Below are 15540 nucleotides of genomic sequence, written 5' to 3'. Positions count from 1 at the left end.
AAATTTATATATTGATTAGATTAATAATAAAATATTTTTAATAAATTGCAACCATTTTTTCAAAAAAATATTTTTTTGATTATTTTATTTCATTTTAAGTACGTTTAAGTATACTAAAAATAATTTATTAGTTTTTAAAATTTATTAATTTTAATTAATATTTCCTTAATTGTAAATATATTTTAGACACTTTATTAAATATTTTGTATTAAATCCAATTAATTTTTATAATTTAATGATTTTATTGGAGCGCGTAAAATATTAGGTTGGTGGGAATTTTCCAAAAACTAAGAAAAAGACAGAAATAAAATTATGTCTTTTTTAATTATGTTAAAATTGTCGTTAACCTTGCCTAGTTTAAGAAAACAACAGCAAAATCAACTAAATAAAGCTCTCCTGTTTAGGAGATATTGTTTAACCAAGCAAGTGAGGATAAATAATATAGGGGTGGCCGTACCTCTACGACACAATGTTGCAATTCTTTTAGACAATATAAAGAATTATCGTGTTTTTTTTGGGGGGGATAAACCTTTAATCTGCAATGGTTAAGGGGTAAGTGTCCCACAATAAAAAAATTTAGAAATCTTAATATTTATAAGGAGGTTTTGCGAGTGTCTTTAAAAGAACTCTGTTGAAAAGAGTTAAAAATTAAAGTACAAAATAAATCAACACTAATTAACAAATGTCAGTGTTATATCAATGAGTACTTTTTAAAATTAACCAAAAACAGAAAGGGTGGTTGATATTATAAAAAATATTTTCGGCATTGTTTAACGAGGTTATAATTTATTAATAAACAAAAAATAAATGCTAAACTTTGATTTTTAAATTTGCAATGCCAAAATAATCATCAAATTATTAAAAAATTAATTTTTAAGAAAAATAAATGATGAATTATTAATATCAAAAATTAGGAAAAATAAGTATATATAGATGTAAAAAATTTCACAAAGTGGTCAAGTTGGAACACTAAAAAATAAACGAAGTGGGGAGGAATATCTGATAAGGTTAATCAACTAATTAAATTGGTACTACACGGGCATAATAGTAATCGCGAGTGATTAACCAAACCAATACCTAAGGGAAATTCTGCCTAAATGAGAAAAAGCAATAAAGTTATTTAACAAATAACTAGTGAAAAATAAAAAAAGGAGAGTAAGTAATTGTCTTAACTCTCTCTTTTTCTATAACAAAAAAATAAATGAGGAAAAAATATATATGCTCGAAAATAATATTAAAAATACAATTAGCGATTTTAATTAACGAAATTAAAACAACAACAGATAACAATTTAAGCAATTTAGAACAAATTACGGAAGCTTTAATTGATAAAGTTAACAAAATTGAAAATATTTTAAATCAAATACGATAAAAGATAAATTAAACCAACTTTTTATTAAAATTAGTTGGTTTTTTATTTTGCAACAATAAAAAAGAAAGGAGATAAAACATGTATTTAGTTATAAAAGATTCGGATAATATAAAAGATCATTATAAAATAACGGATTTAATTTCAAAAAATAATTATCACGAAGAAAAAGAAAACTTTTGATATAAATTTGGTTTAGAACAATATTGAACAGGATATTGATGAACAAATAATGTGATAGATTACGTAAAAGATATTAGTAAATATTTAGAAAAAAGTTTAAAGAATTACAAGAAAAATCATGAAGTGAAATTATAGAAAATTATGTTGAAGATAAATTTGATTATAAATTGGTAAATCATTTATCTAATATTAATTGACAAAAATAGTCAGACAAAAATATAGAACCAGTTCGTTAAAAATTGGTTTTTTAGTTTAGTTAATTATTTATTTTTAAACTACCATTGGATAGTGATAATTTTAGGAAAATAAAATTAAAAGCAAAAAATAAAGCAAGGTGTTAAATATGGTAAAAATAATTTATTTAAACCAAAATTTAATTTCACAATAAATAAATAATAAAACTCATATTTTAATAAACAAACAAAAAGATTGCGTTGTTTGAGATAAAAATGGTTTAGGTTTATCAAGTTATCAAAATTATTTTAGTTTAGAAATTAATGAAAATAAAAATTATGTAGTCCATAGTATCATTAATAATAAAAGTAATAATATTATGGGAAAAAATTTAATTTTATCTTTTGAAAAATTAAAAAAAGAAAACAAAAAGCAGTTTAATTTGAAAAATAAAAATGATGATAATAATGATTTACTAAATGAATATAATAATTATTATTATAACAAAATAACATAACGAAAATTAACAGCAACAGAACTAAAACAATTACTAGAAGATTTAGAAAATATTGATAATCCTAATTATTGAGATAATGGTTTTTATTTAGGATACAAAAAATGTGATAAAAAATAAAAAAATTTAATAATTAATATAATTGTTAAAAATATAGGAGAAAAAATAAAATGAAAAAAATAAATAAAGAAATGTCAGATAAAATAATGGGGTATATAATTAATTCTTATTTTGATAATTTAAAAAATATAATATGTAAATTACATATAAAAGGCAATTTTATAAGGAAACTGAGCAAATGTTATATAATATAATTAATAAATTTGAGGTGAAAAACTAAAATGATACCATTTAAAAATATAGTTTTACATGGATCTTTTTAATAATTAATATTAAAATATTAAAGATGAAATTAATAATTACGAAGATAATTATATTTTAAATGTTGATGAAAATAATATTATTGAATATTTATTTATAAAATATGAAATAAAACATATTAATTTATTTTTTGATAATTGATTTTAATAAGATTATAAAAAGAAAAAATAACTCCTACTATGTTTGATATAATTTCAAATTAAAGCACAAATGGATAGCAAAATCAGAAAAGCACTAAATGATAATAATGATAACCAAGGATGAATTGAATTTTTCAATCTAACCTATCAGTTAGAAAAAAGCAATAATGGTTATTTTATAAAAACAATAATTAACATCAATAATTATCAAAGTGGCAATTATGAAATGTGAGAATTTAAAATGCCACTAACTTTTTATAGTGATTATAATATTGCTAATGCTAAAAATAGAATTGAAAACTAATTAAAACAAACAATTATTTATCAAAGTGATACAATCAACCAATATTTTAGATAAAAGTAATTGAAAAGCAATTAAAAATATCTTAGATAATAAAATATTTAATGTTTTAAGCAAAAACGGAAACATAATAGAATGAAAAAACTTATTAAACCTAATTATGCTTTAATAACAGAAAATAATAATTATTATCTTAAAACAAGTTTTAATATTTTTAATCATTTAACAGAACAATGAGAAAATTGAGTTTTTAAAAGAAAACTCAATTTTCTCATTAAGTGCAAAATATTGAAAAAGTAAATTACAAGAACGAATTTTAATAACACCAGGAAAAATTAGTGATGAAAATGGGGTTGCAATGATTAATGATATCGAAGAAGTTATTAATAACACGGTGAGGAAAAGGAAAATAAATACAATAAAGGAATAATAAAATATTATACAACAACATTTTTCAATACATCGAACCAAAGGAAAATAATAATGATTCTAATTATGATTTTGTTAAAATAAATTGGGTTAATTTAAACGCTGTTAATGGTTTATACACATATACTTTTTTAAAAATAAAGAAAAAATTAGTAATGATAAAGGTTTTGAGTTAGAAAATAATAAAATATTTGAATTATTAAAAAACATAGAAGAAGCTTGAAATAAGCAACAACAAAAATATAGCAAGGCTCAAAAATCAACTTTTAAAGAATTTTGTGATAAACATAATACTTACATAGAAATTGTTTTGCCAGCAACAAGACAAGAATGATTTGAAAAAAATGGGAATATGTCAATTTACAGATATTTCAAGTATGAGACAAAAAACATATACTCGTAAATGGGGGCAGTTAATCTCTGAAAGCATAAATTATCATAAATTAAATGAATAAACTAACATTAAAATAAATTTTATGAAACAGTGAATGAAAAATAATCTTAAAACAGATATCGGGTATTTGTATTCAGCAGTTCATATCGATGAAACAACACCCCATATTCATTTTGGTTTTATCCCAATTAGTAAAGTTTTTTCAAAAAAACTTAATGAAGAAAGATACATTATTAATAATAATCAGATTTTTGGAGGTAAAAAACAACTACAAAAATTAAATAATTATCATGATAATTATTTAACAAAAGCAGATTATGAAATAGAACATGGTAAAAGTGGGGTAAAGGTAGTTATAATACTATTAATTTTCGGCAAGTTAAAGAATTTGAACGAAATAAGTTAGAAAATTAAATTAATAATATATTTTATTAATATAAGTTTACCAAAAATAATGCCAAAGAATTTAGCAAATTAAAAAGTATTAGTGATGATTACGACGGTTTAATTTCATAAATTAAACAATATTTAAGATATGAAAATAATTTTACAGATTATGAAATAAACCAATTAACTAAATATTTAAATTTATCAGAAAAAATGAAATATTACAAAATTATAACTACTGTTGCTAACCCAAAAACAGCAGATTTTAAAAATATGAGTTTAATTGAACAAGAATTTAATGAAATAGTTTTTAAAATCAATCCAATTATGCAAAAAGGTTATGATTTGATCAATAGTTTAGAAAGAGAACGATAAAAATATGTGAAATAAAATAAAAAATAAAAAAACAATTTTATTGATTGGATTATTTTTTATACCAATCATTTTTATTTTTTATTTAAAATTATTTGGAATAGGTTATTCAATTTATTTTCATTGGAAAGAAATGACCAAATTTATTACTGAACTTAAACAATTTAAAATATTATTATGATGAAATTATGCAATTAAAATAAATATGGATTATTAATAACAATTGGATTAATTTTGGGTTTTTATTGCAGTTTCTTTATTTTATGTTAAAAAAACAAAAAATAAAGAAACTGCAATAAAAACAACCAATAAAATATATTTTGGAAATAGTAAATGATTAAGTATAAAAGAAATTGATGATATTAGTGATAAAATTAATATTAAAGATAATTATAAAAATACCGGTTTTGTTTTTAATTGTAATAAAAATAAAAAAGATTTATTTTTTAACTTAAAAAACAATATTCATAGTGTTATTATTGGTTTAACAGCAAACGGAAAAACACAAGGAATAGTATTACCAACAATTTATTTAAATGGAAAATCAACAACTAAACCAACTATGATTATAACTGATATCATCCTAAGGGGGAATTATATAATTTAACTAGTGGGTTTTTAGCAGAAAGTGGTTATAAAATAAAGGTTATTAATTTTCGTAATTTAGAGAAAGAAAATACTTGAAATCCATTAAAAATAATTTATGATGACTTTATTAAAATGCTAATGACAAATAATGAAAAAGAAAAAATTTTAAACCAAGAATTATTTTTCAAAAAATTTAATATAGCTTCCGTTGCTGCCGTTGCTAGTTTTAAAAAGATTTAGTTGAATGACTTAATAATCGAAAAAATACCAGCATTGCCAAAATAACGGCAAGCCAAATTTTAGCTGATAGTAAAGAAAATCGAACACTAGATGCTATTTTAATGACTGTTGAAAAAAATTTATAAGTGTTTAACAATGATTTTATTCGTAATTTAACATCCTAAAATGATATTAATTACAATGATTTTATCGAATATCCAACAGTTTTATACATCATATTCAGTGACGAAAATGATAATTACTATAAATTAATAGCAATATTAATTAGTCGAATTTATCAATTTTTAACAAATAAGATAAGTAAAACAATCGAACAAAAAATAGAAAATCAAATATATTTTATATTAGATAAATTTGCCAATTTAACAAAAATAAATAACATTGAAAAATGAGTTAGTATTTCGCGAAGTAGAAACATCTTTTCAATTTATTTTACAAGATATTAACCAATTAAAATTAAATTATGGTGATTACAATAGCAAAAATTATTTTAAATAACTGTGGGATGCATATTTTCTTACATACTAATGATTTAGAAACAATTAAATATTATAGAGAATTATTTGGAACAAAAACAATTGAACAAATTAGTATTAATGAAAATAAAAACAATATTATTGTTTCAAAAATTTTAAAAAGCCATCCTTTAATGTTAACTAGTGAGTTAGCAAATTTAAAACAAAGGCGGGGAATTGTTAAAATATCACGCTATAATCCGATGAAAATAACTTTAAAATTATAAAAAGATTTAAAGTTATCAGAAAAAACAAAACCATATAAATTAAAAGAAATTGATATAATCAATTTCAATAAAGACTATTTTTATGATATTAACAATAACAAAAAAATGAAAGAAAATATTGCTAATGAATTTACCAATTTAACAACAAAAGAAATTACAACAAATATTAATAATTTAAAAATACAATTAGCACATTACAAAAAACAAATTATAAATCTGTTCAAAATAAAACAATGATAAATTTATTTTTACAAAAAATCAAAAAATTTGAAATAGAATTAAACAAAAAACAAGAAACCAATAATTATTCCTTTTCAGAATAATTATTTTTTATAAAAAGTAAGATTTCACAAAGTGGTCAAGTTGGAACACTAAAAAATAAACGAAGTGGGGAGGAATATCTGATAAGGTTAATCAACTAATTAAATTGGTACTACACGGGCATAATAGTAATCGCGAGTGATTAACCAAACCAATACCTAAGGGAAACTATACCTAAATGAGAAAAAGCAATAAAGTTATTTAACAAATAACTAATAATAAACAAAAAGAAAATAATATAAGAAGATTACTTATTTCTCTATCCTTCTCTAATAATTTTAATATAATAAATATAATAAAAATAAATAATTAAGTATTATTTTTTTAATTTTGTATAAAAATAATTGATTTACTAAAAATTAAAATATTATTACTTTAAATTTGCTACATAATTAGTTTTATGAAAAAATTTGTATATTATAAAATCAAATTATACAACTGAAAATTAGATTAACATCATATAGAAAAATTGAAAATGATAAATATAAATAATTCATAATTAAATTTTGGTTAAAAATGTACGCATAAAGTTTTGCTAGATGGGTAAAGGTTTAAATAATTTTGAAAGAAAAGCAACTAAAAATTGATTGCCTTTTTATTTGAAAAATAAGTAATAAAATAAAATATTTAATATTAACATTAACCAAACATAATCTTAATAAAAGGTTGTAAAAACTAATTAAAATGCTTATAAAAACAACATTAAAATAATTTTTTACAACAAAAATCATACATAAAAAATATATACTTAATTTGTATGTTGAAATAATTTATAGTAAATGATTATTTTTTCTTTTTTAAAAATACCTAAGAAAACTAAACGCGACCGTTAAAAATTAACTAGTTGTAAAATACACAAAATTTGCTAACATATATTTATTATTCAATATATAAGTTTTAATCCATTACTTTATTTTAAAGGTAAACGGAATAGGTTTTAATATTAAAAGGAGGCATTAAAATGACCGACAAAACAAGATCACAAACATTTTCAATAAATATATACACAACAAGATATAAAAGATATTTTTAATCAACAAAATATTACTTTAAAGGAAAGACACGGCGGATTAACAGTAAAATTCAATAATAATGTTGATAATATTAATAAATTAGTAAACAAAAGAATTAATGATGAATTAAAAAAAATCAAATACAGATGAAATATTACAAACCAAAAGTAAAGAAGTGGCGACACAGAATTAAATTAACATAGAAAAAATAATTAATAATTTCAAAAAATATACATATAACTCTATAACAATTTTTGAAGATAAAAAAATTAAAAAATTAAGAAAAGAAATTTTTAATTTAAAAAAACAATTAAAAATTAACAAAGAAAAAGATAAAAATTTAAATGAAGAGTTGAGTATTATTAGAAATAATCTTTTTTAATTAGAATTAATTGAGTTTAAATTACTACGCGATGATTTTAATCGACTTCAAACCAAAAGAAATGAACAAAAAATAAATGATGATGAATTAAAAAAACTAAATTTTCTTAAAGAAAAAATAGAAGAAAAAGAAGAAGAAATTTCTAAAATAAAACTATTTAAAAAAATTACTAAAAGAAATTAATAATAATTGTAATAAAATTAACAAATTAGATTATAATAAAAATAAAGAAAATAAATAAATAAATATACAAAAAAATTAAATATACCATCATAAAAACCATTAACTTGATTTGATAAAAGTGATAATTTACTAGAATTAGAAAAGAAATTTCAAAAAGCAACTTCAATAAAAAACAAAGAAAAAATGCTAAGAAAAATGTCCACACTAAATAAACAAATGAAAAAATATTAAATGATAAAAAAGTTGAAAAAATTATGAAGAAATTTTACCAATTAATAATTAAGTTTATTTTATAACAATTATTGTACATGCTGATCATTCAATAACTGAAAAGATATTAACTTTTCATTATTTTAAAAATGGTGATATACAGCAACTTGTTCAACAAATAAAGAACTATAAAAATATCAATGAATATAAAAATGATATTACATTAATTGAGGTATCTTCAATTAATAAAAATAATAGTAAATATAAATTTACAACAATTAAAGATTTTCTAAAACAACATAATGATTTAAAACTAAAACAAACTAAAAATGAAAAACAAATATGATGAACTATAACTATAATTTCTTTATCTCTTATAATTTTAACTCCCATTCTTACTTTTGCTGTACCTGTAATTTTACCTGCAGCAGCAGGATTAATATTAGTTGAAAAAATTGCAATTGCTGTTTCTGATGCTGGACTTGGTACAATATTTAAAAAATTTACATCAATATTTTCAACTGCAAATAAAAAAGTCGAATCATTATGATATAATAAAATATGTAAAAATAATAAAAAAAATGAAAAAGAAAAAAACGTTAATCAATTATTAAAAATCTTACAAGTGATAAGTTAGAAATTAAATTACAAACACAATTTAATATTTTAAAACAAAAATTAGATAATAGAAAAAATAAAGGAATTAATAAATTATTAAGTAATGAAAATAATAATAACTCAAATAGTATTATAAAAAGTTCAAATATTTAACCATTAAATATTAATAATTTTAATTTATCTATACGGAAATACAATAAATAACCAAAACCAACCTTCAACAAGTGCGGGGGTATACCACTCTAATTTAATATCATAGTTTATTTTAAATAACTATTTTTAAAAAATAGTTATTTTTTATTATTTTTTACACATTTTTTGTTTTAAACATGTATACTTTTTTATTGGATATTTTAAGTGTAGAAAAAAGTATTAAAAAATAATAAAAAGAGAATATTAATATGTGAAGATCGTGTGATGAATGAACCAAAGAACAAAAAAAATAATAAAAAAAAGAGCTGAAGAAACAAATAAAGCTTGGGGATAAAAAATGAACGAGAAAGACGAAAAAAGTTGCAAACGCTCTTGTATTTAAAAAAGATAAGTCAAAAATAAATAATACAGCTTCAACAAGCAGTAATCAAAGTTCTACTAGTAAATCACAAAAAATGTAAATATTAAATATTTTAAACTGCTCAATTATCAGTTTTAGTTTTTTGTTTTTAAAAACCATATAAATTTTACCTAATTAAAAAATTTAAGTTAAATAAATTTAAAAATATCGTTTAGTTTTTAATGTATTAATAAAAATAAATATATAAAAAATAAAATTTTAGTTGAAAATAATAAACTTAAAAAATTATTATAAAAATTAGAAAGACAAAAATAATATTACTTAAATAATATGTTTATTAAATTTATAGTTTATATCTAATTTACAAACAAATAAGGATTTTTACATAATTTAACAAAATAATGTAACGTAAACAAGTACTTTTTAACAGAAACCATCTTTAATTTTGTAGAAAACTATTAATATTTTAACAAAACCTTGATTTTATTGAATTTTTAGTAAGATGTATTTTTTGAAAATGTTTATATTTGATAAGAGTTTTTAATACCACTAATTATTTTCTACAAAATTTAAGGAAACGATTGCTTACATATATTTTAAATCATTATATAATTTCATTAATTAATTTATTAACACTTAAAATGAGTAAATTTATATGATTTTAAATAGTTTTATAAAAAACATAAACTTTGGTTGAAGAAGTAAATATTGATGTTAATTTCATAGAAAAGCAAAAATTAAAAGAAAAATATGAAAACCTTGATCAATAATTAAAGGAACAAAATCGTAATGGTAAAAATGGTTTTATTTTATGAGGCAAAAAAGAAAAAACCATAAAAACTCCTTTGACAATATTATAATTAAAGTTTCTAGATTTAGTTATTATGATGATAAAGAAAAGAAATTTAAAACAACAACATTATTAAATAAATCAATTGGTTTAAAAAATAATCAAACAATTATTTTAATTGTTAAAATATCAATATGAAAAAATTGGATAGTGCTAAAAGCACAAATAGATATTAAGGATATGTTTTTTGAAAGTTAAATATATCTAATATGTCAATTACAAATATTAATAAAGAGGTTAATTTTATAAGTTATTTAAAGAGCATTTAAAAACAAAGACAGAAAAAGTAAATGTTCAAACACCATATTTGTATACTGGAGTTGATGATTCTTTTAGTAATTTAACACAAAATATAAAAAAATAGAAAAAACATGTTTAGAGTAGCATATTTTCACACTTGATATGATGAAATAAAAAGTACTAAAAATAAAAATGTTTTAAGAGATAAAAATATTTTTATCATAATGAAATCAGTGAAAAACAAATATTATTGTATTAAAAAATATAAAAAAATTTTTACATTTTTTATATCAAAATTATAATATTGAAAATTGTAAACTAACTCTTGCAGGTGACGGAGTAACATGAATTAAAAAGTTCGCTAATGAAATTGGTGCAATTTATATTTTAGATGAATTTCATTTAATGAAAGAATTGAAAACAATATTTCCTTATCGAAGAAGAAAACTTACTAAAAATTTAACGGATAATGAAAAAAATAATAAAAGAAATTTATTGAGATATGAATAAATTATTAAAAAATGGTGACCATGATAGATCGATAAAATATTTAAAAAAATTAATTACAAAAAATAGTTTTAAAAAAAGCCCTTTTTAGAAGGAAAAAGGAAAGAAATTAACAAATTTATAAATTATATTAAAAAAAGAAAAGATGGAATTAAAGTTTATAAAGAAGAATAATATATGGGTTCTTGCACTGAACCACAAATTTCTCATAATGTAAAATGGTTAAAGGGCTATGGCTCTAAATCATATAGTGAAAAAAATTTTAAAAATATGATTACAATGAAAATGGCAAAAGAGAATTATGTTGATTTAATTGGATTATATCTTAATAAGTTAAATAAAAAACTACAAAAAAACATAACTTTTATTTTAATAAAAATTACCAATTTTTAAAAAATCAAAATAATTCAATAAATATTTATTGAATTATTTTATAAATTATTATTTTTGGTTTGTAATTTTTTAATTTTATGATATAATTTAATTAATTAGAAAAGATAAATTTGTCTTTTTATTGGTTAGTTTTATTTTAATAGATAAATATTTATTAGAATAAGATATCACCAACCGAATAATTTATGCATTCCATTTTATTTAAGTAATATTGAGAAAATATTGATAAATATATTCCTTTTGGTAAACTTTGTCTCAAAATTTCATTATTATTTTCGTTTAATTCTTTTTGGATAGAACAACCAACATTAGCAAAATAAACTTTTATTTTATAAATATTTTCAAGTTTTTTTCACTTATTAAATTCTTTATCACGATCAAATGTAATTGTTTTTATTGTGCCAGATGGTTTGTTTAAAATAAATTTTATTATACTTTCTATGACATCTTTGCTTTTGATACTATTAGTTACTAGTGGGATTGATGTTTTAAATCATATATCAACCAAAGTTATAATTGCTATTTTATGGTTTTTACCAACTATAGTATCTCCTTATAGATGACAAAAGACATTTATTGCTTTGATATTTGAAAATTCAATATTACATTCAATAATTGTTCGACAATTATTAACTTTTCTATGGTTTTCTGTTTTATTATGTGGTTTATATTTACCTTTTCTTAATAAATTTTTTTATTAAAATTATAACGATAAAAGTTAAACATATTATATATAAGGTATTTGAACAGATAAAATCTTTGTCAATATTTCTTTATATTTGTAATAGTATCTAGTGAATATTGTTCATAATTAACTAAATAATTAATAATTTCGAGGTAAATTTTATTTAATGTTTTTTTGTTTGCAACCGGCTTTTTTGTTTTTATTACTATTTTTAACTCGCTGGCACTTTCACTTGTAAGTGAGTGCCAGCGAGAATTAGTTATATAATATTTATTATTATCGCCACCGCCCACCCCTAGTGAAGCGGATGGCGATATATTATTTAATAATCGACAGTTGTTTTTATAAGGTAAAGTCAGAGAATTATCTCTATTATTCCACATCATTTCAGGTCAAAACGTTCAGTTTTTAAAATAAATTTACTTGCACCTTGAAGAGATTGGTGCTATTTTTGTGGTTTTTAAAACCGCTACCACTTTTAAAAAGTAATATCTATCGCCAAATTTATTTATAAAGTGACCATCTCAATATTTATTGTGGTTCGATGTTGACCTTGCACTTATCACGACTACCGCTTAGTTCTAATAAACTAGCATCGATTTACATATTTCCTCATATACTATTTCAGTACTTGCCTCGGCTGGCTGTGGTAATGAGTTTAAACTCATGCTATGATAAAATCACTTAATTATTTAAAATAACCGTTCCACACTGCATTAAGTTGTTTTTTAAAATCAAAATTTTAAAAAACCAGTTTCTCAATCAAAGATAATTTTTGAATTTTCTAGTTTCTGATAAAATAGCTTTTGTTTTTTATCTTTTGTACGATTTAATAAATATTTATGTTTTTCACAAGTTAATAAAACTTTATTTGATAAAAATTCTTCAATAATGAATGATGTTGCTTTAAAAATATTGATTTATAGTGATTATCAATATCACAAATTTTTTGTTTTTTAATTATCATTACCTCATTTTAGTGATTGCTTTATTCAAATAAAAAAACCAATAATAGTTGTTTTTTTGGAGCTTAATCATAAACGATGAACATTTTAAAAATTAGTTTATGCCAAAAACATTTTTGAAAACTTCATCATATGTTCCAACCGGAATAATATTTAAAGTTTCTTGCACTTCTTTTGGAATATCTTCAATATCCTTGATATTCTTATGTGGAATTAAAATTGTTTTTAAACCACTACGGTTTGCGGAAATTGATTTTTCCCGTAACCCTCCAATGGGTAAGACTTGTCCTCGCAAGGTAATTTCTCCTGTCATCCCAATATCTTTCGAAACTGGACGATTACTTAACGCACTAATAATTGCGGTTGTTAAAGTAATTCCCGCTGATGGTCCATCTTTGGGTACTGCTCCTTCAGGAACATGAATATGAATATCGTGGGTTTCAAAGAATTTTGGATCAATGTTAAACTTATCAGAATTTGCTTTAACATAGTCTAAAGCAATTGAGGCTGATTCTTTCATTACGTCTCCTAATTTCCCGGTTAAAATTAATGAACCTTTTCCTAAGAAACTATTAACTTCAATTGGCAAAATATCGCCCCCAAATTGGGTATATGCTAACCCTGTTACAACCCCAACTTGTGATTCTTTTTCTTTTTCAGTATGTTCAAAACGACGTTTACCTAATAGATCATTAACTGTGCTTGGTTGCACAACTAAGTTTACCATTTCTTTATTTAAAAATTTAACAATAAATTTCCGTACAATAGCATTTAGGTCCCGCTCTAACTGACGAACTCCTGCTTCACGAGTATAATATTTAATTACTTCATTAACTGCATCATCGGTAATTATTAATTGACCATCAGCTAAACCATTATTACTTAATACTTTTGGTACTAAATAATCTTTGGCAATATGGAATTTTTCCAATTCTGTATATGATGATAATTGAATAATTTCCATTCGGTCAATTAATGCTTCGGGAATATTATCATAATAGTTTGCTGTTGCAATAAACATAACATCACTTAAATCATATGTTTCTTCTAAGTAATGGTCAGAAAATGCTGAATTTTGTTCTGGGTCTAATACTTCTAACATTGCACTAGCTGGGTCACCACGGTAATCTGATGCCATTTTATCAATTTCATCTAATAAGAACAATGGATTGATTGATCCAGCGCGTTTCATTGATTGAATAATGCGTCCTGGCATTGCCCCAATATATGTTTTACGATGACCACGAATTTCTGATTCATCTTTTACTCCTCCCAATGCCATTTTAACAAAATTACGTCCTGTTGCTTCGGCAATTGATTTTGCTAAACTTGTTTTTCCAACCCCTGGTGGCCCAAATAAACATATAATTTGTCCTTTTAAAGATTTTGTCATTGTTTTAACCGCTAAGTATTCAATAATACGTTCTTTAACTTTGTCTAAGCCAAAATGGTATTTATCTAGCACTTCTTTCGCAAACTTTAAATCATTTTTTTCATCGGTTTTTTGTCATCACGGAATTTGCATCATTCAATCAATGTAAGTTCTAATAATATTTGATTCACTTGATGCTTGTGGCAAGGCTTCATAACGAGTGATTTCTTGTTCAATTCTTTCTTTAATATTTTTTGGAAATAATTCTTTTGCTAAGCGTTCTTTATATATTTTCATTTCATCCGCTGCGCCATCAAATTCATCTAGTTCATCTTTAATTGCTTTTAATTTTTCCCGTAAATAATATTCCCGTTGTTGTTCATCAACGCGTTCTTTAATTTTTTTACTAATTTTATTGTCAATATCATTAGCTTGTTGTTTATTAACTAAATGATCAAAAATTATTTGAAGTCTTTTTTCAACATCTAATTCTTCAATAATTTCTTGTTTTTTTGCCACTGGAATAAATGGTAAAAACTGGGCAATGGTATCAACAACTTCATTCCCGTCAACTGAATCACCAATTTGATCTAGTAAATCTTCTGGTAAAATATCTTGCAATTCCATTAATTCTTTAATATTAGCAATTAATTTTTCAACAATTTTATCTTCTGATTGAACAAATGATTTTAAAATATCAATATCAGCCGCATAAAATTCACCTTCTTGTAATTCTAAAAGTTTTACTCGATCAACGGCTTTAAAATTAACTGTTAAACTACTATCTTCCCATACTTTGCGAATTTTTAATTCTGCTAAAATACCAATCCGATAAATTTCCGATAATTTCGGATTATCTTCTAACGGTTTTTTCTGGCTAACTAAAACAATATGATTATCAAAACCATTACTAGCTGTATTTACTGCTAAAATTGATTTATCGCGTCCTACCTCCAATACTTGTTCAAAGCCTGGAAAAATATAACTACCTCGCGTTACTAAAACTGGTACATTTTTTAATTGTGTTGTTTTTGAATCCATCTTCAAAACACCCCTTGTTTCTTTTCTTCACT

At 21.8% G+C, this 15540-nt stretch carries 12 protein-coding genes; 9 read left to right on the top strand and 3 right to left on the bottom strand.

What is annotated here, in order from left to right:
* Window positions 1–1201 precede the first annotated feature (1201 nt).
* The 9 genes from ACE38S_RS06500 to ACE38S_RS06460 all read left to right on the top strand — a co-directional run bounded on the left by ACE38S_RS06500 (window position 1202) and on the right by ACE38S_RS06460 (window position 10503).
* Window positions 1202–1372 (top strand): hypothetical protein, encoded by a 171-nt coding sequence (locus ACE38S_RS06500; RefSeq protein ID WP_374696904.1) that lies wholly within the window; start codon window positions 1202–1204, stop codon window positions 1370–1372.
* Between the two features lie 78 nt (window positions 1373–1450).
* Entirely contained in the window at window positions 1451–1687 is a 237-nt protein-coding gene (locus ACE38S_RS06495; protein ID WP_374696903.1) for a hypothetical protein, read from the top strand.
* Between the two features lie 418 nt (window positions 1688–2105).
* Entirely contained in the window at window positions 2106–2243 is a 138-nt protein-coding gene (locus ACE38S_RS06490; protein ID WP_374696902.1) for a hypothetical protein, read from the top strand.
* Window positions 2244–2831: 588 nt separating this feature from the next.
* Window positions 2832–3065 carry a hypothetical protein gene (locus ACE38S_RS06485; RefSeq protein WP_374696901.1) on the top strand — a complete coding sequence of 78 codons (234 nt, stop codon included), beginning with the start codon at window positions 2832–2834 and terminating at the stop codon, window positions 3063–3065.
* Between the two features lie 914 nt (window positions 3066–3979).
* Entirely contained in the window at window positions 3980–4291 is a 312-nt protein-coding gene (locus ACE38S_RS06480; RefSeq protein ID WP_374696900.1) for a plasmid recombination protein, read from the top strand.
* A 194-nt stretch (window positions 4292–4485) separates the two neighbouring features.
* Window positions 4486–4647: a hypothetical protein gene (locus ACE38S_RS06475; protein WP_374696899.1), complete on the top strand. Its 162-nt coding sequence runs from the start codon at window positions 4486–4488 to the stop codon at window positions 4645–4647.
* A gap of 1288 nt (window positions 4648–5935) precedes the next feature.
* Window positions 5936–6214, top strand: coding sequence for a type IV secretory system conjugative DNA transfer family protein (locus ACE38S_RS06470; protein ID WP_374696898.1), 279 nt, complete (start codon window positions 5936–5938; stop codon window positions 6212–6214).
* Between the two features lie 105 nt (window positions 6215–6319).
* Window positions 6320–6454 carry a hypothetical protein gene (locus tag ACE38S_RS06465; protein WP_374696897.1) on the top strand — a complete coding sequence of 45 codons (135 nt, stop codon included), beginning with the start codon at window positions 6320–6322 and terminating at the stop codon, window positions 6452–6454.
* 3812 nt (window positions 6455–10266) lie between these two features.
* Window positions 10267–10503 (top strand): hypothetical protein, encoded by a 237-nt coding sequence (locus ACE38S_RS06460; protein WP_374696896.1) that lies wholly within the window; start codon window positions 10267–10269, stop codon window positions 10501–10503.
* Between the two features lie 1096 nt (window positions 10504–11599).
* Here ACE38S_RS06460 and ACE38S_RS06455 read toward each other — a convergent pair.
* From ACE38S_RS06455 to lon, 3 genes are all read right to left on the bottom strand, one after another.
* Entirely contained in the window at window positions 11600–11953 is a 354-nt protein-coding gene (locus ACE38S_RS06455; protein ID WP_374696895.1) for a hypothetical protein, read from the bottom strand.
* Between the two features lie 173 nt (window positions 11954–12126).
* Entirely contained in the window at window positions 12127–12513 is a 387-nt protein-coding gene (locus tag ACE38S_RS06450; protein WP_374696894.1) for a hypothetical protein, read from the bottom strand.
* A 676-nt stretch (window positions 12514–13189) separates the two neighbouring features.
* The gene (gene lon / locus ACE38S_RS06445; protein WP_374696893.1) at window positions 13190–15508 is read right to left on the bottom strand and encodes an endopeptidase La; all 2319 of its coding nucleotides are present in this window, start codon (window positions 15506–15508) and stop codon (window positions 13190–13192) included.
* Window positions 15509–15540 lie beyond the last annotated feature (32 nt).

The sequence above is a fragment of the Spiroplasma endosymbiont of Polydrusus formosus genome (genome assembly GCF_964263245.1).
Classification (GTDB): Bacteria; Bacillota_I; Bacilli_A; order Mycoplasmatales; family Mycoplasmataceae; genus Spiroplasma.
This window is presented reverse-complemented; position numbering and strand designations above follow the sequence as displayed.